This is a genomic window from Pseudarthrobacter sp. TAF60_1, from assembly GCF_052113505.1.
Taxonomy (GTDB): Bacteria; Actinomycetota; Actinomycetes; order Actinomycetales; family Micrococcaceae; genus Arthrobacter.
The window spans coordinates 23,914-46,985 of record NZ_JBFRDI010000016.1 but is presented as its reverse complement, the minus strand read 5'-3'; the positions used below and the strand labels follow the sequence as shown (position 1 = coordinate 46,985).

General features: G+C 62.8%; 18 protein-coding genes. 6 read left to right on the top strand and 12 right to left on the bottom strand.

Features of this window, described 5'->3' with window-relative positions; translation table 11 throughout:
• Window positions 1-192 precede the first annotated feature (192 nt).
• Both AB4Y73_RS16790 and AB4Y73_RS16785 read right to left on the bottom strand, forming a co-directional pair.
• Window positions 193-1,644, bottom strand: a complete 1,452-nt coding sequence (locus tag AB4Y73_RS16790) for an MFS transporter (protein WP_441873108.1) — start codon at window positions 1,642-1,644, stop codon at window positions 193-195.
• A complete protein-coding gene (locus tag AB4Y73_RS16785; RefSeq protein ID WP_441873106.1) occupies window positions 1,641-2,726 on the bottom strand; it encodes an MBL fold metallo-hydrolase in 1,086 nt (361 codons plus the stop codon). Before AB4Y73_RS16785 ends, AB4Y73_RS16790 begins: the two co-directional genes overlap by 4 nt.
• 232 nt (window positions 2,727-2,958) lie before the next feature.
• On the opposite strand from AB4Y73_RS16785, the gene AB4Y73_RS16780 reads away from it, so the two are divergent.
• From AB4Y73_RS16780 to AB4Y73_RS16770, 3 genes are all read left to right on the top strand, one after another.
• Entirely contained in the window at window positions 2,959-3,444 is a 486-nt protein-coding gene (locus AB4Y73_RS16780) for a cupin domain-containing protein (RefSeq protein ID WP_441873104.1), read from the top strand.
• A gap of 43 nt (window positions 3,445-3,487) precedes the next feature.
• Entirely contained in the window at window positions 3,488-4,243 is a 756-nt protein-coding gene (locus tag AB4Y73_RS16775) for an alpha/beta hydrolase (RefSeq protein ID WP_441873102.1), read from the top strand.
• A gap of 132 nt (window positions 4,244-4,375) precedes the next feature.
• Window positions 4,376-5,260, top strand: coding sequence for a PaaX family transcriptional regulator (locus AB4Y73_RS16770; protein WP_441873100.1), 885 nt, complete (start codon window positions 4,376-4,378; stop codon window positions 5,258-5,260).
• A 6-nt stretch (window positions 5,261-5,266) separates the two neighbouring features.
• Here AB4Y73_RS16770 and AB4Y73_RS16765 read toward each other — a convergent pair whose 3' ends face one another.
• From AB4Y73_RS16765 to AB4Y73_RS16730, 8 genes are all read right to left on the bottom strand, one after another.
• Complete coding sequence (locus AB4Y73_RS16765) at window positions 5,267-6,130, bottom strand: PaaX family transcriptional regulator (RefSeq protein ID WP_441873098.1); 864 nt, start codon at window positions 6,128-6,130, stop codon at window positions 5,267-5,269.
• Window positions 6,131-6,195: 65 nt separating this feature from the next.
• Window positions 6,196-6,708 (bottom strand): acyl-CoA thioesterase, encoded by a 513-nt coding sequence (locus AB4Y73_RS16760; RefSeq protein WP_441873096.1) that lies wholly within the window; start codon window positions 6,706-6,708, stop codon window positions 6,196-6,198.
• Between the two features lie 8 nt (window positions 6,709-6,716).
• A complete protein-coding gene (locus AB4Y73_RS16755) occupies window positions 6,717-8,081 on the bottom strand; it encodes an MFS transporter (RefSeq protein WP_441873094.1) in 1,365 nt (454 codons plus the stop codon).
• Between the two features lie 2 nt (window positions 8,082-8,083).
• The gene (locus AB4Y73_RS16750; RefSeq protein ID WP_441873092.1) at window positions 8,084-10,474 is read right to left on the bottom strand and encodes a bifunctional salicylyl-CoA 5-hydroxylase/oxidoreductase; all 2,391 of its coding nucleotides are present in this window, start codon (window positions 10,472-10,474) and stop codon (window positions 8,084-8,086) included.
• 14 nt (window positions 10,475-10,488) lie between these two features.
• Window positions 10,489-12,162, bottom strand: coding sequence for an AMP-binding protein (locus AB4Y73_RS16745; RefSeq protein WP_441873090.1), 1,674 nt, complete (start codon window positions 12,160-12,162; stop codon window positions 10,489-10,491).
• Window positions 12,163-12,208: 46 nt separating this feature from the next.
• On the bottom strand, window positions 12,209-13,084 hold the full coding sequence (locus AB4Y73_RS16740) for an acyl-CoA thioesterase (protein WP_441873088.1): 876 nt from the start codon (window positions 13,082-13,084) through the stop codon (window positions 12,209-12,211).
• Between the two features lie 6 nt (window positions 13,085-13,090).
• Window positions 13,091-13,573: a cupin domain-containing protein gene (locus AB4Y73_RS16735; RefSeq protein WP_441873086.1), complete on the bottom strand. Its 483-nt coding sequence runs from the start codon at window positions 13,571-13,573 to the stop codon at window positions 13,091-13,093.
• A 28-nt stretch (window positions 13,574-13,601) separates the two neighbouring features.
• Window positions 13,602-14,456, bottom strand: a complete 855-nt coding sequence (locus AB4Y73_RS16730; RefSeq protein WP_441873084.1) for a fumarylacetoacetate hydrolase family protein — start codon at window positions 14,454-14,456, stop codon at window positions 13,602-13,604.
• 135 nt (window positions 14,457-14,591) lie between these two features.
• Here AB4Y73_RS16730 and AB4Y73_RS16725 point away from each other — a divergent pair, with 135 nt between their 5' ends.
• The 3 genes from AB4Y73_RS16725 (at window position 14,592) to AB4Y73_RS16715 (ending at window position 17,534) form a co-directional block, all read left to right on the top strand.
• Window positions 14,592-14,990 carry a RidA family protein gene (locus AB4Y73_RS16725; protein ID WP_441873082.1) on the top strand — a complete coding sequence of 133 codons (399 nt, stop codon included), beginning with the start codon at window positions 14,592-14,594 and terminating at the stop codon, window positions 14,988-14,990.
• Between the two features lie 94 nt (window positions 14,991-15,084).
• Window positions 15,085-15,861 carry a cyclase family protein gene (locus AB4Y73_RS16720; RefSeq protein ID WP_441873252.1) on the top strand — a complete coding sequence of 259 codons (777 nt, stop codon included), beginning with the start codon at window positions 15,085-15,087 and terminating at the stop codon, window positions 15,859-15,861.
• Window positions 15,858-17,534 (top strand): thiamine pyrophosphate-binding protein, encoded by a 1,677-nt coding sequence (locus AB4Y73_RS16715; RefSeq protein WP_441873080.1) that lies wholly within the window; start codon window positions 15,858-15,860, stop codon window positions 17,532-17,534. The genes AB4Y73_RS16720 and AB4Y73_RS16715 overlap by 4 nt, the downstream gene beginning before the upstream one ends.
• Before the next feature lie 124 nt (window positions 17,535-17,658).
• Here the strand turns inward: AB4Y73_RS16715 and metH are convergent, their stop codons facing one another.
• A complete protein-coding gene (gene metH, locus AB4Y73_RS16710; RefSeq protein ID WP_441873078.1) occupies window positions 17,659-21,306 on the bottom strand; it encodes a methionine synthase in 3,648 nt (1,215 codons plus the stop codon).
• Between the two features lie 241 nt (window positions 21,307-21,547).
• Complete coding sequence (locus tag AB4Y73_RS16705; RefSeq protein ID WP_441873076.1) at window positions 21,548-23,068, bottom strand: DUF4041 domain-containing protein; 1,521 nt, start codon at window positions 23,066-23,068, stop codon at window positions 21,548-21,550.
• Window positions 23,069-23,072: the final 4 nt, after the last annotated feature.

The window sequence follows — 23,072 nt, the reverse complement described above, 5'->3', positions numbered from 1 at the left end:
GGGAGTCCTCGGCCCTGCGAACAAACGGCAGCTGCCCTGCTCCCTTCGCTTCAGCCGAACAAACTGCTTTCCGCACCCGCCGTCTCAAAGCACCCGGGGACGGCTTCAGGAAGTATCTGCCGGTGGGGCCGGCCGGGACAAACGTCCAGGCCGGCCCTCCTGGCGCCGCTTGATGCAGCTTTACTGACAGCCCTAGAAGACGAACTTCTTCTGCAGGGAAGCCGCTGTCCGGTCCGGGTTCAGGAACAGCACGCAGACGATTCCGACCACGACAAGGTAGATCCCGATGAGGCCAAAGGAGCTGTTCATCCCGTCGGCCAGCCGAGCGGCCATTTCGACACTCTCGGGTATACCTTTGGGTGCCGGGACATAGCCGGATTTGTCCATAAGCATGCCGACCATTGCCGGGGCTATCACGCCGCCAATTGACGCCAACCCGGTAAGGGTTGCCATGACAGCGGCTCGTTGCTTTGAACTGATGCAGAAGGCCACGGCAGTTGGGGCTAGCGGATAAATCATGGCCAGGCCCGCGCCGAGGGTCATGACGGCCACTGCCGTCTCACCGGAGACATATGGAAGGATAAGGAAGCAGACGCCTGACAGCAGGAGAGAGCCCCCGAACAAGGCACCCATTGCCCACCGGACGGTGACACCCCTGCGCATCAGAAACCGCGAGGAATAGCCGAGAACCAACAGGGCCAGAGCGCCGATGATCCACGGAAACGTCGAGACCAGACCGATCGTTGCCGGCGGCAGTGAAACGACTGCCGCCAGATATTTCGGAGACCATGTGGTCAGGAACCCCTGAGTCCAAAAACAGCCGGCGCCGGCCAGGACAGCGACGATGAACATCTTTGAGCCAAGAACGGCCCGGATGGGAACAAGCTTGAGGATATCGGCACGCTCAGTAATGCTGGCAGCCTCCGCGGCAGGCTGTTTTGGGCTGCCGGCCCCGTCCGGTGCCGGCTCAGACGTTGCAGCCGGATCGGCCCCGTGTGCCGTGGTCGCGGTATGGCTGTAGGGCCCGTCCCTTCCCATAAGGAACCACAACACGGACCACAGAAGCCCAGCAATTCCCAGGAATCCGAAAGCCCAGCGCCAACCCAGATCAGGGTGGGCGATGATGCCGGCAAGAATGGGGGCAGCGATAATGGGGCCCAGGGTGGATCCGATGGCCACGATGGAGCTGGGGAGTCCGCGTTCCTTCGCCGGGAACCAGCCGTGGACGTGTTGGAGAGTGATAGGTGTTGCTGGTCCTTCCGCGCCGCCCAGCAGGATGCGAGTGACCAGCAGGATCGCCGCGCCGCCGCCGAAGAGCATCGGAAACTGGAGCACCGCCCATGAAATGCCCATGGTGAGAAGAATCCAACGGGTGGGTACTTTCCCGGCCAGGAAGCCGACCAGAACCGCTGCGATCGCGAAGAGGAAGAAGAAGGCGCTGCCGATGAAGCCGAACTCGCCGGCCGAAAGCTGGAGGTCGCGCATCGCCGAATCGGCGACCAGGCCCAGTACGGCTTTGTCAGCGAAGTTGATGATCTGGAAGAGGACAAGTAGGCCTGTGACCAGCCATGCCCGGCGGTTCATGCGGCGGTTGCTGACCGCTGCCCGCAGTGTGTAAGGAGCCAACGTCTTGTCAGCGCTCATGCCCGGACCTCGGCCTTCATTACGGCAGGGACAGTGGCCCATCCGGTAGCGTCGATTGTGCTTCCCGGAGGGGCTGCCACCGTGAAGATGTCATTGTCTTCCGCGACGGTGACCGGCCCGGAGAAGTCCTTTCGAGCGAAACTTTCCATTTTGGCAGTGTCGGCGGCCCCCGGAACGTTGGGGACGATGTGGTGCAGTATGAGTCGGCCCACGCCGGCTGCCTGCGCGACCTTACCGACCTCGTCAAAGGGTGTGTGGGATTCCCGAAGGTGGACGGCGATTCCTTCGCGTGTCTCGCTGTCAGGGAAAGTATTCAGGATAGCGTCCAAATCAATCACTTCGTGGAGCAGAATGTCTGCGCCCTGGGCCAGCCGGATGCAGTTTTCCGAGTATGCGGTGTCGCCGGAGATCACCACCGAGCCGTAGGCTGTATCGAAGCGGAAGCCGAAGGCCGGGTAGCAGAGCCGGTGGTCCACCAGGATGGCAGTTACACGAACCAGTTCGTCCTTATAGATTTCAAAGGGTTCCATGACCGGGTGCCGGGCCAATACGGGGTCGGACTGGGCTTCGGCTGGAATTTTGATGTCGTGGCCTATGACCCATTCCGAAGGATCCGAGCGGCCTTCATCAGCCATCCGGATGACGACGTCGGAGGCGAACACTGTATTCAGCAATGAATCTACGATGTCCTTGGTGCCTGCCATCGAACGCCCTGCGGTGCGGGCGTCCACCAACATCGCATGCTCGGCATCCACTGCCGGTGTCCGAGGGGGTTGCCCGGGACCATAAACCTGCACCGGGCGGGAGAACGCTTCGCCAGGAACCTGCCATCCGGTGAGCAGGTAGGAGCCGAGGTCGTAGATGTGGTCCGAATGGTGGTGGGTAAGGAAAATGCCGCGGAGCTCGCCCCAGGACGCGTGTCTGCGGTAGTTTCGGATGCTGCCCATCCCGGCGTCGATCACATAGGTGGCGTCGTCGACGCGGATAGCGGTACTGGTCCCTGCCCGGCTGCTGGACACGATCGGCCCTCCGCCAGTGCCGAGGGTATGAACGGAGAGGCCCTTCATTGCTTTCTGGGTCATCAAACTACCTCACTGTAGTTGCGAAAAGTGTTGGGGTTTCGGGGATATGCCCGCAAGGGACGGGGTGCATACGACGCCCGGCCAGGGGCTTCCGGCTATCTGCCATCCAAGCTGAATGTGGTACGCCTCACATAATATGCACTAAAATTGACGATCGCAATAGGGTCTATACATTTCCTGCTGAATCTGTCAGGCTGACGCTGTCAGTAATAGCGCTAAGTAAGGAGTCACCATGGAACCCCAACAGGATCAGGAAATTGTTCTCGGCCGCTTGGAAAAAGGCATTACCCTTGCCAGCGAGGCTATGGGCAACAAGACCTGGAACGTACTCGGCCATACGTACCTGTCGAAAGTAGAGAGCGAAACGAGCTTTGCGTGGCTGTCGCTCGACCCCACCGGAACCGGCGTTCCGCCTCACGTTCACCCCACGCAGGACGAGCACATCCATGTCCTTGAGGGCGTTTACACGCTGTACCTCGACGGCGAGTGGATGACAGCCGGTCCTGGCGACACCGTCCGGATGCCTATGGGGCTGGCGCACGCCTACTTCAACAAGGCGGACGCTGCAGCGAAGGCCCTCTTCTGGGTGAGCCCGTCTGGCCAGCTCGCGCGGCTGTTCGACGAGCTGCACAACCTGTCCGACCCGGACGAGGTTGTCCGCCGGTCCGCATTACGCGGTGTGGACTTCCTGCCGCAGGGTTCAGTTCCTGGCGCCTGACACCCGACCGAGCCGCGCGCTGCGACCGGGCAAGGAGGCCACCATGACATCGACGTCCTTAGAGCCGTCACAAACAGGACGCCAGCGAATTGCGTATGGAGGTGCGGAACCCCAGTTTGTGGATTTCCACCTGCCCACCGGCACGGGACGGCCTCCCGCCGTGGCCGTTCTGATCCACGGCGGCTACTGGCGTGACCGTTTCGACCTCACGTTGATGGATGCGCTGGTAGCCGATACGCTGCGTCGTGGAATGGCCGTGGCCAACGTCGAGTACCGCAGAATGGGCAATGGCGGGGGGTGGCCGGGTACAGTGCAGGATGTCGCGGACGCCATGGCTCTGGTCAGGAAGCACTGGAGGAAGTGGAACGGCGCGGTTCCCTTTGTCGCCGTGGGGCACTCCGTCGGCGGCCAGTTGGCCCTGTTGAACGCTGCGGCAGCCGATGCCGTCGTCGCACTGGCCCCGGTGACCGACGTGTCCAGGGTCGATGACGAAAGGCTCGGCGAGGACGCCGCTGTAGCCTTCATGGGTGCCCGCGCTGCTGATCTGTCATCCGAGTACGCCGCAGCATCACCACTGCGGCAGCTGCCTTTCGGCTGTCCAGTTTTGGTGCTCCACGGCGATGTCGACGCACGTGTGCCCGTCGGGCACAGCCGTGATTTCGTCAAGGCAGCCCGCGCCGCCGGCGCCCCAGTCGATTACCGGGAAGTCCAAGGCATGGACCACCTGGCGGCGATCGACCCGTCCGCGTCGCACTGGGCGGCCGCAGCCGCGTGGATGGTGGCACAGGGAACCCGCTAGCGAAAATCGGGTCCCCACGGCAAAGGTGCGGGTACAGCCACCGCCGGGCTCACCGCCGAGCCCGGCGGTTCCCGCCCCTATGATGAAGATGTATGCCGCCTCACCCCCTGGCGCAGAAACGAGGCTTAACCCATGTTGGCTGTCCCCGCACCACCGGTGCGCCACCAGCAACTCATTGTCACCATCTACGGCCTCTATGGCCGCGGCTCCGGCGACGCCCTGCCGGTGTCGGTATTGATCTCCATGCTGGGAACGCTCGGCTATGACGCTCCCGGCGTCCGATCCTCCGTCTCCCGGTTGAAAGCCAAAGGCGTCCTCAAGAGTGTCCGCAGGGACGGTGTGGCAAAGTACGAACTCTCCGATTCCGTCATGGACGTCTTCCGCGAAGGGGACCGGAGGATCTTCGCACCTGAGCGGGCCACCCCGCTGGACGCCTGGGTGATGGCAGTCTTCTCCGTCCCGGAATCCCTGCGGAACCGGCGCCACCAACTGCGCACCGAATTGTCCGCCTTGGGTTTTGGATGCGTAGCCTCGGGCGTATGGATCGCCCCACACCAGATCCTGGACCAGGCCCGGGAGCGGCTCGCCTCGCGGGGACTCATGCAGTACGTGGATTTGTTCAAGAGCGATTACCTGTTTGATGGACCCATGCGGCCTAAGATCGCAGAATGGTGGGACCTGCAAGCCATTGATGAGCAGTTCGGCGAATTCCTGGCCCTTTACGACGGCGCAGGAGAAGTCTGGTCGGGTCTGGTGGGCGACAACCCGGAAGCCGCGCTGGCCGAATCCACGGCCGAACTCCGACGGTACGCGTTCCAATTCTACGTACCGATGCTGACCGTATGGCGCCGCTTTCCTTATCGGGACCCGAACCTGCCACTGGAGTACCTGCCGGAAAATTGGCGCGGGCCCTTAGTCCGGCAGACCTTCCAAGCCATTCACCGGCTTGCCGCTCCCCTGGCGGCCGCCTACGCCCAGGAACTCATCCACGGCCGCGACCGGCTGGTAAGTCATTAGTAACGTCTACGGCCGGCCGATGACGGAGTGCGCATAGCGTTCGGCCTGTTGTCCGAGCAACTCGCGCAGTTTGGTAAAGAGTGCCTCAGCTGCGAGGCCTGACCAATCCTTTGGAAGATATTCCTCAGCCAGCCCTGGATCCATGTATGGCAGTCGGCGCCACTGTGTCACCAGGGGAACATAGTCGACGAACGCCTGCCTCAGTGTTTCGTGGGACCCATCGTTGGTGTTTGGGAATTGCTCCCAGCGATCCAGCACTTGTCTGTTGAGTTCAACGAAGTCCGCGTACAGGGCGTCGAGGGCAGGGAGGTCCCACCACTGGCCGACCTTGTGGCGGATCTCGCCAGCCATCAGATGCGCACCTTGAAAGAGATCCACGTAGTCGGCCAGGCCAGCGCGTTCCAATTGCGGGCTGATTTCGGATGCCAGATTTCCGGGCGCGATCCATAGTCCTGGCGCCACCTGGCCGCAGCCGACCCTTGTCAGAATCGTCCGCAGCCGGTGGCGAAGATGTCGCTGCGACTCCGGAACCGAGAATGATGTCAGGATCCATTCGTCATCCACTGTCGCTCTACGTCGGGCGAAGATACGCTCGTCACCTGCGCGGAAAACGTCCTCCAGCCCGGCCGCCAGCCTGTATGACGCAGAGCGGCCTTGCCTCAGACTTTCCAAAACACCGCGTTTTTTGAGCCGGGAGACCGAGGAACGCACCCCTCCTGACTCAACTCCGAGGTCGCTCAAGAGAGTGATCAGATCCGAAACGGCGAAAGCTCCCCGGTCGCCTCGGGCGTACAGGCCAAATACCGTCACGATGATGTGCTGGTGTCTGGGCATGGGGAGGGCGTCGGTAACGGCATTTTCTGGAGCCATGAACACCTCTAACCTGGATCCCTGCAGACCCCCGAGTTTACGAGGGCCTGCAGTTGATTTGGCGATCAAACTAAACCAATGTCGGGCCCTCTGCCGCTGCCGCCGCGGACGGCCCTGACAAAGTCCACGGGCCACGGTTCTGCGGCGGCAGCACCCTGGGGGACGTGCACAGTGGTTACTGTCCCGGTTGCGGCCACCGTGCCGCCGTCGTCAGTGCCGGCGTCGGCAATGCCAGGTGTGAACCCCCGGACCTCGAAAGCCATCGTCAGCGAGGTCCGGCCAAGCGCACGGATTTTTACCGTGGCAGTGACGCGCTGGCCGAACCACAGCTTGGCCTTGTAATTGATTACTTGCTGGACCCGGGGTGCGCTGGGGAAGTAAGCCGGCTGTGCAAGGTTCCGGAAGAGCTCGGCCTCGGCGGCCTCGACCCATCGGAGGATGGCCGAATTGTGCTGGTGCCCGGAGGCGTCGGTATCCACCCACTCGACGGTGCGCTCGACGGTCGCTTCCGGAAACTCGGCACTTCCCAGGGAGAGTGTCTCCATTGAGGCGTTCTCCAGCATGCCAGCGTGATCCATGGTTCTCCTTAGTGCGCCTCGAGGGCGTTTTCTTCGTCCGGGTCCCCGCTGGGGGCTGGTACGGGGGACGGGGACTTGGGCTTGGGAATCATCACAACGGCACCTGCCGCCAGCATCGCGATGCCCGCGAAAATCACGAAGTTCGCCTCGAAGGGCAGATTGGATCCAGCGATCCAGCCGCCTATCAGGGGGCCGGAGATGGCACCGAGCCGTGCGAAGCTCAAGGCCCAGCCGGTGGCTGTGCCGCGGATCTTGGCCGGGTAGTAGTCGGCGATGTAACCCGTGAGCACCAGCGATGTGGAGATGGAACCGATGCCGGCGAAGGCCACGAACAGCAGGTTGACCACCATAGTGTTCGGAAAAATAAGCAGCATGATGCCCAGGCCGCCGAGGATGTAGAACACCACGAGGATGAGCTTCTTGCCGTACTTATCCGCTGCACGCCCCAAGATAAGGCCACCGATGGCCGATGCGAGGCTGAAGACCAACAGGAAGGTGAGAGATGAGCCGAGGTCATAGCCGGCCTTCTTCATGATGCTTGGCAGCCAAGTGTTCAGACCATAAACGAGCAGCAGGCCGCAAAACAGCGAGATCCAGAAAAACACCGTGGAACGCAGATACGCAGGTGAGAACATCGTCGTGATTGTCTTCCACCACGGATCCGGGGATGAACCCTGCTGCCGGCTAGCCACTGGGACAACCGGGACATAGTCGGTGATGTGCAGCTTGGCAGCGAGAGCCTTGGCCTCCGCCTTCCGGCCCTTGGACTCGAGGAATTCGAGGGATTCCGGGAGGAACTTCCAAAGCACCGGCACCAGAAGCACCGGCACGGCACCAATGAAGATCACGGCACGCCATCCCCCGGTGGGCAGCACGAACAGTGCGGCCAGAGCGGCTGCCACGATGCCGAGTGAATATCCGGAGTACATGAGGCCATAGTTGAAAGAGCGTTTGTTTGGGGCTGAGTACTCGATGGTCAGTGCTGCTGCCACAGGGATCACGCCGCCCATGCCCAGACCTCCCACCAGCCGGAACAATCCAAACAGCTCAGGTGTCGGCGCCCAAGCTGCACCCGCCTGGGTGAGCGAGAAGATCAGCATGGAGGCGATGAGCATTTTTTTGCGGCCGACGAGGTCACTCAGCGTGCCGATGAACAGTGCACCGATAAGCATGCCGATCAGGGCATAGGATCCCAGTCCGCCTAATTGCAGCGGGCTGAGGCTCCATTCCTTGTATTCGGCAAGCGCAGGCAGTACTGCTCCTAGGACGCCGACGTCGTAGCCTTCAGCGAGGATTGCGAGCCAGCAGCAGAACAACACCAGGCCTGTCGTGCGCGTCGGAACTTTCCAATCGTTGACGGTAGGGGTGGCCATGGCTACTTCACCAACAGCGAGGCGGCGGCGGAAGCGGGCGTCCAGCGCATGTGGGTATTGGCCGCGTCGGAATCCTGTTCCTTCAAAAGGGACAGCCGTGGACGGACAGCGTCGGTGCGGGCGCTCGGCGGCTTGCGGCGGCCGGCGCGGAACTGCGGAATCCAGGCAGCGCCGGGGCCCTGATATTCCTGTTCAGCGGCAGCGTGCAGGGTCCACTGGGGGTCGTAGAGGTGGGTCCGGCCCAGGGCGATGAGGTCTGCGCGGCCTGCCAGGAGGATTGAATTCACGTCGTCGTAACTGGATATCGCACCGACGGCGATCACGGCGGCTCCCGCCGGCTCAGCTACTTCCTGACGGATGCGGTCAGCGAAGGGGGTTTGGTAGCTGCGGCCGAAGGCGGGCTTCTCTTCCTTGCCTATCTGGCCGGTGGAAATGTCCAGACCGGCAGCGCCGTGGGCGACGAAGGCCCGGGCGATCTCGACGGAATCGTCGGATGTGTTGCCACCTTCGATCCAGTCTGTGGCGGAGATGCGAACCGTCACAGGCTTGGCTGGCGGCCAAGCCGCGCGGACGGCGTCGAACACTTCCAGCGGGAACCGCAGCCGGTTCTCCAGGCTGCCACCGTATTCGTCCGTCCGCTTGTTGGATACCGGGGAGAGGAAGGATGACAGCAGGTAGCCGTGGGCGGCGTGGATTTCCAGGAGGTCGAAGCCTGCCTGCTCGGCGCGGAGGGTGGAGGCGACGAACTCTTCCTTGATGGCTTCCATGCCTGCGCGGTCCAGCACGGCGGGCGTCTGGTTTTCCGGGCCGTAGGGCAGCGCGGACGGTCCGACAGTCACCCAGTTGCCGGATTCCAGGGGCTGATCGATGCCGTCCCACATGAGCTTGGTGGAACCCTTGCGGCCGGAGTGGCCCAACTGGGCACCGATCTTGGCTGTCGAGTGGGCGTGGACGAAATCCACGATTTCCTTCCAGCTGTCCCGCTGGCTGTCGGTGTACAGGCCGCTGCAGCCGGGTGTGATGCGGCCGGCTGCGGAGACGCAGACCATTTCGGTCATCACCAGGCCGGCGCCACCGAGCGCCTTGGAACCGAGGTGGACTTTGTGGAAGTCGCCCGGGACGCCGTCAACCGCGGAGTACATGTCCATCGGTGAGACCACGATGCGGTTCTTTAGCTCCAACCCGCCAACACGGAATGGCTGGAACATGGCTGGTGCGACCTCGGTGAGGCCCTGGGACTCGGCGAAGTTTTGGTCCACCGCGTGGGCGAACTCCGGGTCGCGCAGGCGCAGGTTCTCCTGCGTGATGCGGCGGCTGCGGGTGAGCAGGTTGAACGCGAACTGTGTGGGGTCCTGGTCCTTGTACTGCCCGATCCGCTCGAACCACTCCAGCGACGCCTGCGCGGCACGCTGGGTGGAGGCGACCACGGGCCGGCGCTCCGCCTCGTAGGCCACCAGTGCAGACTCAACATCGGAGTGCTCGTGGAGGCAGGCAGCCAGGGCCAGAGAATCTTCCATGGCGAGTTTGGTGCCTGAGCCGATGGAGAAGTGTGCGGTGTGGGCGGCGTCGCCGAGCAGCACCACGTTGCCTTTGCGCCAGCTCTGGTTGCGGACGGTGGTGAAGTTGATCCACTTGGAATTGTTGGAAAGGACCTCGTAGCCGTCCAGTTCCTCGGCGAAGATCTCCCGGATCTTGGCGATCGCCTTCTCATCCGAAACACCAGGGGGAAAGATCTCGCTGGCGGTCTCGTCGAAGCCCGCAGCGTGCCAGACGTCCTCGTGCATTTCCACGATAAACGTGGAGCCCTCATCCGAGTACGGGTAGCCGTGGATTTGCATGACGCCCCACTCGGTTTCCTTCACGAAGAATTTGAAGGCCTCGAACACCTGGTCCGTTCCGAGCCACATGAACTTGTTGGTGCGGGGGTCCAGGTCCGGCTGGAAGAAGTCGGCGTATTTGGCGCGGATCTGGGAGTTGATGCCGTCTGCAGCGAGGACAAGATCGTAGTTGGCTTCGAGTTCCTCGATGGCCGGGGCCAGAGTGCTGAACCGCACGTCGACGTTCAGTTCGATGCAGCGGCGCTGCAGCAGCTCCAGCAGTTCCTTGCGGCTCATGGCAGCAAAGCCCTGACCGCCGACGGTGATCATCTCGCCGCGGAAGTGAATGTCGATATCGGACCAGCGGGCGAAGCGCCGGCTCATGTACTCGGCCACCACGGGGTCTGCGTTGCCGATGCCGCCGAGCGTCTCATCGGAAAAGACGACGCCGAAGCCAAAGGTGTCGCTGGCAGCGTTGCGTTCCCAGAGGGTGATGTCGTGCGACGGGTCCAGCTGCTTCATCAATGCTGCGAAGTAGAGACCGCCGGGGCCGCCTCCAACGATTGCGATTTTCATGGTGATGCTCCTTCTTAGGCCTGGCTCTGGCCGGCGGTGGTAAGTTGTTGTGTTTTGTTCGTCGGGTCCTCGTTGAGGAGGCCGTCGCGGAGCTTAAAGTGCTGGAGTTTGCCGCTGGGATTGCGTGGCAGTCCGGTGACGAAGCGGATGTCCCGCGGGTACTTGTACGGGGCGATGGTCTGCTTCACGAAGTCCTGGATTTCCTTGCGTTTTACGGCGTCTCCAATGACGCCCTCGCGCAGGACGATGAACGCGCACACGATGCTGCCACGATCAGGATCTGGTCGGCCGATTACCGCGTTCTCCACCACATCCGGGTGCTGGTCGATCGCGGCCTCAACCTCGGGTGCACCGATGTTGTAGCCGGAGGAGACGATCATGTTGTCCGAGCGGGCCTGGTAAGTGAAGTATCCGTCCTCGTCCAAGGAGAACGTATCCCCGGTGACGTTCCAGCCGCGGACCACGTAGTTCGCCTGCCGGGGGTCATCGAGGTAGCGGCAACCGGTGGGACCGATGACGGCCAAGCGGCCGATGTTTCCCGGGCCGAGCTCGTTGCCTTCCTCGTCGAGGATGGTGGCCCTGAAACCTGGGACAGCGCGACCTGTTGTGCCGGGGCGGATCTCGTCTCCGGCGGCTGAAATGAAGACGTGCAGCATTTCGGTGGCACCGATGCCGTTGACCAGGCGCAAACCTGTGGCCGCATGCACTGCATCCCACGTTTCCTTTGACAGGTGCTCCCCGGCGGAGACTCCGATGCGTAGGCTGCGAAGCAGGTCGCCGCGCTTTTCCTTGAGAATGGCACGGTAGGCCGTGGGGGCTGTGAAGAGGATGGTGGCGCCGGCGGCCGCCGCGTTCTCGGCGAGTTCCACCGGGCCGGCCTTTTCGGTCAGGAGCGACGACGCACCGAACCGCAGCGGAAAGACGACCAATCCCCCAAGCCCGAATGTGAAGGCAAGGGGAGGCGAACCGGCGAAGACGTCGTCCGCAGTGGGCTCCAAGATATAGCGGGCGAAGGTGTCTGCGTTCGCCAGGATGTCCCGGTGAAAGTGCATGGTCACCTTCGGCACACCGGTGGTGCCCGACGTCGGCCCCAACAGGGCGACGTCGTCCGCGGCGGTGTCCACAGCCATGAATTCCCCGCTTTTGGCCTGGCAGAGCGCGGCGAGGTCGTCGCCGTCGCGCCTTCCATAGGTCAGGACGGTGAGGTCATCCCCTGCAGCTACCGCGAGCTCGTCTACGAAGCGGTGATCGGAGATCGCGATTACCGGCTGTGTGAGCTGGATCAGAGTAGATACCTCGCTGGAGCGCAGCATTGGCATGGTGGTAACAACCACCGCACCTGCTTTCAGCACGCCAAGCCAGGCAGCCACGATCCAAGGATTGTTGGGGCCGCGCAGCAGCACGCGGTTCCCGGGCACGACGCCGAGGTCTTCCGTGAGGACCTGGGCCACTTGGTTGGAGCGCTTTTGCAGCTGTCCGTAGGTCCAGACAGCGCCGTCTGGAGTCCTGAGGGCCGGCCGGTCTGCACCGAACGTCTCGACGGCGTCGTCGATCAGCACGGTTGCAGCGTTTAGCCGTTCGGGGTAGTGGAGTTCCGGGAGGGTAAACTCGAGCGCCGGCCACGTCTCGGCGGGCGGCAAGTGGTCACGGGTGAACGTGTCGACGTGTGCCGAGGGCATCATGCTCATGGCCGTTCCTTTCATTGGTGCGTCGTTGAAGCTGATGGGTGGTGTTTTAGGCGCCGGCGCGGATCATGCCCTCTTGGGCGACCGTGGCGAGGAGTGTTCCCTGCCGGTCGAAGAAGCGGCCCATGGCCAGGCCCCTGTTGTTTTGGCCGGAAATGGCCTCCTGGGCGTAGAGGACCCAATCATCGGCCCGGCCGTCGCGGTGGAACCACATGGAGTGGTCAAGGCTCGCCGTAGCAAGCCCTGGGCTGGACCAGTTAAGACCGTTGACCCTGAGCAGCGGCTCCAGGATCGTGTAATCGCAAACGTAGGCCAGGGCGGTGCGGTGGAGGTCCGCATCGTCGGGCAGCGTATCGAAGGCCTTAACCCAGATGGCTTGCTGCGGCACAGAACCGCCCTCAAGCTCGACGTAGACCGGCCCGGGAATATGACGCATGTCGAAACTGCGTCCCGTGGACCAGTACTCGGCAGCTGGACTTGCGGTCGTGTCCAGCAGCACCTCCGCAGCGGAACGCAGCGAATCGGGTTCGACGGCGGCGGGAGCCTCCGCTTGGAAGTCCGGTCCGTCTTCGGGGACCTGGAAGGAACCCATTGCGGCGTAGACCGGCTTGCCGTTCTGGAAGCCGCGGACGGTGCGGGTGGAGTACCCGCGCCCGTCACGCAGACGCTCCAGTTCGTAGCGAACGGACGAACCGATATCCACCGGTCGCATGAAGTAGCTGTGCATGGAGTGGAGCTGCCTGTCAGTGTCCACCGAGCGCATCATCGCGGCTGCGGCTTGGGCGACCATGTCCCCGCCGTAAGCCTTGGGCCAAGGCACGTATTGGGTGGTTGCTTCGTAGGCTTCGTCGAAGAATTCAGCTTCAACGGGCGTCAGTTCGACGGCCTTGAGGAAGGTCTCGGAGGTCAGGGTTCCAGTGACCATGGCGTTTCAGGCCCTCCGGTAACCGGCGAGGGTTTCGTCGGCGACGTCCTCGAGGTTGACCACGAGGTTCTCCGGAGTACGCGCGGTGAGCCAGACCAGCTCCTCGGTCACGGACATGTTGGCTTCTACGTGCGGCATGAACGGCGGCACGAACACCCAGTCGCCGGCTTTCATGTCTAGGAACTCCTGGTAGTTCTCGCCGAAGTAAATGCGCCCGTGGCCGCGGAGCACGTAGCCGCCGGTCTCTGCCTCGCCGTGATGGTGCGGCAGCGAGCGGTAGCCGGGGGTGTTAGAGACCTGCCCGAACCAGATTTTGGTTGCCGGAGTGTGCTGGATGCTTACGCCGGAGACGCGGATGCAGTCGCCGGACTGCGCTGTGTTGGTGTCTTCCTCTCCGGCGCGGGTGACGACCGGGATGACCTTGCCGTCAGCCTGGGCGTAGATGGAATTGTCGCCTTCGAGGCGGTATTCGGTGGTGGTCTGGCTCATTGGTCGCTCCTAATCAGTTGGTGTGGGACTACGTGTTGACGGATACGGGGGCGTGGATCCGGAACTGGTTTTCCAGCCTGCCTATGCCATCGATTTCTGTGACGAGGACGTCGCCGTCCCTCAGGAAACGGGGCGGGGTCATTCCCATCCCCACTCCCCCGGGCGTTCCGGTGAGTACCAGGTCACCCGGTCGTAGGACAGTGAACTGCGAGATATAGGACAGGAGCTGCGCCGGGCCGAACACCAACGTGCTGGTGTTCCCCTGTTGTACGAGCTCGCCATTGACGTAGCCACGGACGTCGAAGTCGCCGTCGACCTCGTCCGCGGTCAGCATGACGGGGCCCACCGGAGTGGTGTGGTCGAAGGCTTTTCCCTGGAACCACTGCAGGGTTCGGTTTTGCCAATCCCGCATGGAGACATCGTTGGCAATCGTGTATCCGGCGATGGCTGCCTGCGCCTGGTCCTGGTCTGCACGGAACAGGTCAGAACCAACAACGACAGCCAGCTCGGCTTCCCAGTCCACCCGGCCGCTGCCATGGACTTCCACATCGTCTGACGCGCCCAGAAGGGTGTCTGCATACTTGGCAAAAAGCGTGGGGTGTTCGGGCATATCCCGCCCCATTTCCTCGATATGGTCCCCGTAGTTCAGGCCGCAGCAGATTACTTTCCCGGCACGGGGCAATAGCGGGGCAAAGTCAGCGTCAGCGGCCGCAGTGGCGGTTTGCTCTGCAGATGCAGCGGCCACCTCCACGATGCTCCGCCATTCCGGTTGAGCCAGGAGCGCCCCGACGTCGCTGGCCGGCAACTCAAGATACGAACCAGCGTCCGTGGCGAGCGCTGCCGTCGTACCTCCGGTGGCGGTGCGCAAGGTGGCAAGTTTCATTGCTGATGTCCCTTCAGGAAAACTATATGTCGACTTTTTTGCGATCGTCACATATCCTCAATGTAGCACGGCGGAAATGATCTGCACAGAGGCATTTCAGAAGTTTTTGCAGTTGCAACAACGAGGAGGAACAGCATGAGCCACAAGACGATCAACCCGGCATCACTGCCTAAACCATCGGGCTACGCGCACGGCGTGCTTGCAGACAACACCGTGTTCCTGGGCGGTCAAACTGCCTTGGACAAGAACATGAAAATCGTTCCCGGCGGCATCGTGGAACAGTTCACGCAGGCATTTTCCAATGTGCTCACCACCCTGCGTGAGGCTGGCGGACAGCCAGAGGACCTCGTCACCGTGACCATCTATCTCACGGACGTTGACGACTACATGGCCAACGGCCGTGAAATTGGGCGGATCTGGCGCGAAATGGCGGGCACGCAGTACCCCGCCATGGCCGGCATCGGCGTCACGCGGCTGTGGCAAAAAGAGGCCATGATCGAAATCCAAGGCATCGCGGTAATCCCGCAGCGCTAGTACCTGAACACGGGCCGTGAGGCGACAGCCTGATGGCATGCTTCAGGAACAGGGCATCAATCGTCCGCGGCCCGCGGTAATAAGGAGAAAATATATGTCTGTACTATCAGGGCTCGCGGGAGCTCTCGCCGACGGTTCGATACAACTCGTTGACCTGACCACGCCGTTATCCAGCGAGACACCGATTCTGAGCCTTCCCGATCCGTTTGCCAATACAGTCGGGCTCAGCCTCTCGCCCGTGAGCCATTATGATCAGGCGGGCCCCGCGTGGGCGTGGAACGACGTCTCAATCGGTGAACACGCGGGCACTCATTTGGACGCCCCCGTGCATTGGATCTCCGGAAAAGACGGCAAATCAGTAGATGAGATTGAACCGTCACGCCTTGTCGGTCCGCTGGTCGTCATTGACAAGACCACGGAAGCGGAGCAGAACCCTGATTTTCTGCTTGAGCCTGAGGATTTTGAGGCATGGGAACGCGAACACGGAGCGTTTCCGGCGAACTGCTGGGTAATCTACAGGACAGGGTGGTCCCGCCGTGGCGGCAGCACCACTGACTTCATCAATGCTGATGAAGCCGGACCCCACACCCCGGGTGTGTCCGCGCGTGGAGCTAAATGGCTCGCAGAGCACGACAGCGTTAGCGGATTTGGCGTCGAAACCGTTGGAATCGATGCTGGTCAGGCAGGCACTTTTGACCCAATGTTCCCGGCTCATGACTACCTCTTGGGGGCCGATAAATACGGGTTAACGTCTCTGCGGAACGTGGAAAAGCTCCCCGTTGTCGGAGCAATGATCACTGTTGCCCCGCTTCCCATTGTCGGTGGAACCGGGAGCCCGGCACGTGTGTACGCCTTGGTGGAACGGTCATGAGCGGGGACGTGCGCGTTTCGGCCCTCGTCGGCCAGACACTGGCCAAACTTGGCGTGGGCCACGTCTTTGGCGTGGTGGGTAGCGGCAACTTCGATGTCACGAACACGCTGGTTCAAGAAGGTGTTCCGTACACAGCAGCGAGGCACGAGGGCGGTGCGGCCACGATGGCCGACGCTTACGGGCGGATGTCGGGCAAGGTAGGCGTGGTCACTACGCATCAGGGCTGCGGCCTGACCAACGCTATTACCGGCGTCGGTGAAGCCGCGAAGAGCCGGACCCCGATGATCGTACTAACGGCCGATACACAGGGCGCTGCGGTCCGGTCCAACTTCAAAATCGACCAGGACGGGCTCGCCCGCAGTGTCGGCGCGGTGGCCGAACGAATCCATTCTCCTGAATCTGCGGTGGCCGATACGGTCCGCGCGTACCGCACAGCGGTAAATGAGCGCAGGACAGTGGTGCTGAGTCTGCCTTTGGACGTGCAGTCAGCGTCTGCTCCAGACAATGTGGGCGCCGTGGAACTTCAGGAACCCGCACGGCTCCGTCCCGATCCAGCAATGGTCAAGCAGCTGGTTCAGCTCATTCAGAAGGCCGAGCGTCCGGTCTTTGTGGCCGGTCGCGGCGGCCGGGGTGCCAGGGACGCCATACTTGAGTTGGCTGAGCATGCCGGGGCATTGGTAGCCACCTCGGCCGTCGCCAACGGACTGTTTAATGGAGCCTCATTCAACCTCGGCATTTCGGGTGGCTTCTCTTCACCACTCACTGCCGAACTGATCAGCCGTGCGGACCTCATCGTCGGATGGGGCTGCACGCTGAACATGTGGACCATGCGGCACGGGCGCCTGATCTCTCCGGACGCCAACGTTGTGCAGGTCGACGTCGAGGATGCGTCCTTGGGTGCCAACCGGAAGATTTCGCTGGGGGTCTTGGGAGACTCGGCGCTGACGGCCGAGGATGCTCTCTCCGAGCTAAGATCTGTCCAGCCGATTCCTCAAGAAAAGTTCCGCACCGAAGAAAATGCCCTTGCCATCAAACAGGAGTCCCGCTGGCGGGACGTGGAGACACCGGATCTTTCCACGACCAGCTTGATTGATCCCCGCGTGCTCAGCCGTGAACTGGATTCGATCCTTCCTGCCGAAAGGATCGTTTCCGTAGATTCCGGGAACTTTATGGGATATCCGAGCCAGTACCTGTCGGTTCCCGACGAGTTTGGTTTCTGCTTTACCCAGGCATTCCAGGCCGTCGGTCTCGGCCTCTACACTGCCATCGGAGCCGCGATTGCCCAGCCCACCCGGCTACCGGTACTCGGCGCCGGCGACGGCGGGTTTCTCATGGGAATCAGCGAACTGGAAACGGCAGTCCGTCTCAGGCTGCCCTTGGTGTGCATTATTTACAACGACGACGCCTATGGTGCGGAGGTCCACCACTTCGCGGAGATGGATAACTCCCCTGACCTGGGCAGCGTCACGTTCCCCGAGACTGACATTGCCGCGATTGCCCGCGGGTTCGGCGCCCAAGGCGTGGCGGTCCGAAAGGTAGAGGATCTTGAACCGGTAAAGGACTGGGTAGCGGAATTTCAGGCAGGAACCCAAACCCGCCCTCTGGTGATCGATGCCAAAATCGCCTCGGACGGGGGCTCGTGGTGGCTTGCTGAGGCTTTTCAAGGCCACTGACGGGCGGGGCCCGAACTATCCAAGCAGAAGGGCCGGACCCGCATTGGGGGATTCGGCCCTTCTTTCGTCGTTGTTATCGGCCTTCAGAACCACGCCCCACCCAGGCCAGGGACCGAACCCAAGCTCACACCTTGAAGTACTTCGCCTCCGGGTGGTGGAACACAAACGCGTCGGTGGACTGCTCGGGGTGCAGCATCAGCTCGTCACTGAGGACCACGCCCATCCGCTCGGGTTTCAGCAGCTCCGTCACCTTGCGGCGGTCCTCCATGTCCGGGCACGCAGGGTACCCGAGCGAGAACCTCGCACCGCGGTAATCCAGCTTGAAGTAGCCGGCCGTGTCCTTCGGCTCCTCGGCGGCGAAACCCAGCTCAGTACGGATGCGGGCATGCCAGAATTCCGCGAGCGCCTCGGTGAGCTGCATGACCAGGCCGTTGAGCTCGTAGTAGTCGCGGTAGTGGTTCCCGGCGAACAGCTTGGACGTGAACTCGTCGATCTTGGAGCCGGCGGTGACCAGCTGCACCGGCAGCACGTCGATCTGGCCTGATTCGCGCGAGCGCACGAAGTCGGCGAGGCACAGGTGCCGGTCCCGGCGCTGGCGCGGGAAGTCGAACCGCAGCCGGTCGGTGCCGATCGGACCGCCGGAACCACCGTCGGGGGCGAGGAGACCCGCAGTGCCGAGGACGCCGTCGGGATCTGTATCGTGGTGCAGCACCACCACCTGTTCGCCTTCGGCGACCACCGGGAAGTAGCCGTAGGCGACGGACGCGTCGAGCATGCCCTCGGCGAGGATGCGGTCCAGCCAGTACCGCAGGCGCGGCCGGCCCTCGCGTTCCACCAGTTCCTCGTAGGAGGCGCCGTCCTCGCCGCGGCCGGGCTTGAGCCCCCACTGCCCCATGAAGGTGGCGCGCTCGTCGAGGAAGGCCGAATAGTCGTGGAGTGAAACGCCGCGCACAATGCGCGTTCCCCAGAACGGCGGCGAGGGCACCAGGTTGTCGGCCACGACGTCGGACCGGCCCGGCATTGCCTCCGGCTCGGTCACCGTGAACTTCGCACCTCCCTTGTGGATCCGCTTCTTCAGCGGCGGAAGGCCGACGGCGTCAGGAGACTCGCCGCGGGCAACGCGCACCAGGGGCTCCATCAGGGCCAGGCCCTCGAAGGCGTCCTTGGCGTACCGCACGGTGCCTTCAAACTGCTCCGCCAGATCCTGCTCCACGTAGGCGCGGGTCAGGGCGGCGCCGCCGAGGATGATGGGCCACTTCGTTGCGAGGCCGCGGGACTGGAGTTCGGCGAGGTTTTCCTTCATCACTACGGTGGACTTCACCAGCAGCCCGGACATGCCAATCACGTCGGCGTTGTGTTCCTCGGCGGCGGCCATGATCTCGGCGATGCCCTGCTTGATGCCGATGTTGACCACTTTGTAGCCGTTGTTGGTGAGGATGATGTCCACCAGGTTCTTGCCGATGTCGTGCACATCGCCGCGCACGGTGGCGATCACCATGGTGCCCTTGCCCGAGGAGTCCGACTTCTCCATGTGCGGCTCGAGCAGGGCCACCGCGTTCTTCATGACCTCGGCGGACTGCAGCACGAACGGCAGCTGCATCTCCCCCGCGCCGAAGCGCTCACCGACGACCTTCATGCCTTCGAGCAGTTGGTCGTTGATGATGCCGAGCGGGCTCAGGCCTTCGCTGCGGGCGAGGTCGAGGTCCGCTTCGAGGCCCTTGCCTTCGCCGTCGATGATGCGGCGCTGCAGGCGTTCGCCGGTGGGCAGGGCGGCGAGTTCGGCGGCGCGCTGGTCCTTGAGCGCTGCGGTGTCGACGCCGGCGAACAGGTCCAGCATGATGGCCAGCGGGTCATACGTGACGTTGCCGTCGGCGTCGTATTCGCGGCGGTCATAGACGAGGTCCAGGGCCACCTTGCGCTGTTCTTCCGGGAGGGAGGCGAGCGGCACGATCTTGGCGGCGTCGATGATGCCGCTGGTCAGGCCCGCCTGCACGGCCTCGTGCAGGAATACCGAGTTCAGGACCATGCGCGCTGCCGGGTTGAGGCCGAAGGACACGTTGGAGACGCCGAGGGTGGTGTTGATGCCGGGGTACTTGGTGCTGATCTGGCGGATGGCCTCGATGGTTTCGATGCCGTCCCGGCGGGTTTCTTCCTGGCCGGTGGCCACGGGGAAGGTCAGCGCGTCCACGATGATGTCCTCGACGCGCATCCCCCATTCGCCCACCAGGGCCTCGACGAGGCGGGAGGCGATGGCCACCTTGCCCTCGGTGGTGCGTGCCTGGCCCTGCTCGTCGATGGTCAGGGCGATCACGGCGGTGCCGTGTTCCTTCACGAGCGGCATGATGCGCGCGAAGCGGCTGTTCGGGCCGTCACCGTCCTCGTAGTTGACGGAGTTGACCACCGGGCGCCCGCCGATGAGTTCGAGCCCGGCCTGTAGCACCGGCGGTTCCGTGGAGTCGATGACGAGCGGGAGGGTGGAGGCCGACGCGAAACGTGAGACGACCTCCTTGATGTCCGCCACGCCGTCGCGCCCTACATAGTCGATGCAGACGTCCAGCAGGTGCGCGCCGACTCGGACCTGCTCGCGGGCGATGTCCACGCAGTCGTCCCAGCGCTCGTCGAGCATCGCCTGGCGGAACGCCTTGGAACCGTTGGCGTTGGTGCGCTCGCCGATGGCGAGGTACGCGGACTCCTGGTCGAAATTCACGTGGTGGTAGAGGGACGCGATGCCTGCTTCACGCTCGGTGGGGGTGCGGGCGGTAGTTCCGTTCCCGCTGCTGGTGACCGGGGCTTTGGTGCGGAAGGGCGCAAGGCGTTCGACGACGGCGGCCATGTGCTCCGGCGTCGTGCCGCAGCAGCCGCCCACGAGGCCGAGGCCGAATTCGCGCACGAACTGCTCGTGCGCGGTGGCGAGTTCGGTGGGTGAGAGCGGATAGTGCGCGCCGTTGGGGCCGAGGACCGGCAGGCCGGCGTTGGGCATGCAGGCGATGGCCACGGAGGACTGCTTGGAGAGGTGGCGGAGGTGCTCGCTCATCTCGTCCGGCCCGGTGGCGCAGTTCAGGCCGATGGCGTCGACGCCGAGCGGCTCGAGGGCGGTGAGCGCGGCGCCGATCTCGGATCCCATCAGCATGGTTCCGGTGGTTTCGACGGTCACCTCGACGAAGATGGGGAGCCGGACGCCGCGGGTCACGATGGCCCGTTTGCAGCCGTTGACCGCGGCTTTGGTCTGCAGGAGGTCCTGGCTGGTTTCGATGAGGAAGGCGTCCGCTCCCCCGTCGATGAGGCCCTCGGCCTGTAGAGCGAAGGTCTGTTTGAGGTAATCGTAGGTGGTGTGCCCGAGGCTGGGGAGCTTGGTGCCCGGCCCCATCGAGCCGAGGACCCAGCGCATCCGTCCATCTGTTTTTTCTGCCGCTTCGGCGCGTTCGCGGGCGATCTCGGCGCCTTTCCGGGCGAGCTCTTCGATCCGGTCGTCGATGCCGTAGTCGGAGAGGTTGGACCAGTTGGCGCCGAACGTGTTGGTTTCGACCGCGTCGATGCCCGTGGCGAAGTACGCGTCATGGATGTCCGCGAGGACGTCCGGGCGCGTGTGGTTGAGGATCTCGTTGCAGCCTTCCAGCCCCAGGAAGTCCTCCTCGAGCGACAGCTCCCGGCCCTGCAGCATGGTGCCCATGGCGCCGTCGGCAATGACGACCCGGTGGTTCACCGCATCCAGCAGCTCCTGGGCGCGTGCGGGGCGGGGGACGGACTCAATATCAAGCGCGAAACGAGGCATCTAAACAGATTACGGGTGGGGGCTGGAACGTTGCGCTGTGTGTCTGTGTACTACGGCGGCGGGAATGGCGAATCGCTTTGGTCGTCGTGCGGGCTCCAAGCGCGGACCGAGCCTGGTTCCTAAGGAGATGGCTGCGTAGCTTCTCGTCCCACGGACCACGGGTGTGGGTTTCTCGATATTGGAACGGACGACGGCGGGACTTCCCGCCGTCGTCCGTTCCAATCCAGTGCCGCAGGTGATGCTAGACGGCGGCCGGAACCAACTTTGCCTCGCGCAGGTCCTTGGACGCGGCGAACTCCTCTGCGGGCGCATTCTCCTGGTATTCGACGAGTTCCACATGGTGCTCCACCAGAGCGTTCTTTACGTCCGAAGGGGAAGCATAAAAATACTCCCGGCGCAGGTTGACGAGGTTAACCCGCTCCGCAGCAAAGTGCTGGTGGAGCATAGTCTCAATCCCGACTGAATCCTTGGAGAAGAACAGGGCATGGACGTCAAAGAGGAACGGGACCGACGCATCACCAAGTTCGCGCACCCGTTCCATGGGGTTGAGGCGGCGCGTCATGCCGATCTTGACTACCCCGTCACCGAATGCGCCGAGATTCGAGATGACATAGACATACCCAGCGCGCGTGTTGAGCGCATTGTCCTCTGCGTCGGCGAGCTTTGCTTCTGCGTCCTCGAGTTGCTCCTGGACACGCTGGACACCTTCAACGTCTCCCGCGGCCTGAAGTTGGACGAGAACATTGGCGTAATGATCGACCTCTTTCTGCTGTTTGGCCTTAAGCGCTTCCCACTCGCGCTGCGCCTTAGCAGCCTCCCTGGCTTCGGCTCGCGCTTCGGCTTCCATTTGCTTCTGAATGGCGACGGCTTCCAGGTGCCGTGCCGCAAGTTCAAGTTCCTTCTCGCGCAATGAGTGGAAGGCATTGGTGATTTGCAGTCCTATCATGGTGCCCCGCTTGGCGATCTGCTCACGTGCCTTCTCAAGGCGTGCTGCAGCAGTGTGCAGATTCCCGGCTTTCACGGTCTTTACACAGTTCTCGGCCTCAGCGTTGTAGGCACGAAGCAACAGCGCAGAGAGGTCGCGGACGAACTTGCTGCCTTCCTTTGTTGAACCGTTGAAAGTGAAGCCAGAGACGGTTGTCACAGCAGTCTTTTCACGCAGCTTGTCTTTGATGCGTGCACGGACGGTCGCCAACTCGTCCGCGAGCTTCACGGACGTCTCGGCAGGATGCTCGTAGTCGTAAAACCCCACGTTGTGCCTGTCGGCGACTTGCCGGACGTCCAGAACCTCGCCCTGAACGAAAGCCAATTCGGCTTTCATCGCAGCCAACTCCTTCTGAGCCGAACCGATATTGCGCACCAAGTCCACTTCATGGCGTTCCTTAGCCAAGGTATCCATAGCCCAGAGTCGCTGCAGGTCTGCGAGCATCTGCGCATTCGCCAGGTACACCTCATCGGCGTACTGCTTCAAGCCGGTGGCTGGCAGGGGCGGGGCACCGAAGCTGGTCCGATAAGTATTTCCGGCGCTGATGCTGAACCCTTCGGCGGGAGCACCAAAAGCCTTCTTGTACTGCTTCAGGAAGTCGAGCAGTATCCAGAGCACGCCGCCCGCTAGTAGCAAACTGACCGGGAAAGCCTCCGTGGGAACGAAGGCCATGATCAAAAGGCAAGTGCACGCCAAAGCAATATGCTTAGTAAAGCGTCCGGGTGTTTTCTTCGGTTTTTCCGGTTCCGGTGCAGTGCCGGATGATACGTCTGACATGGTT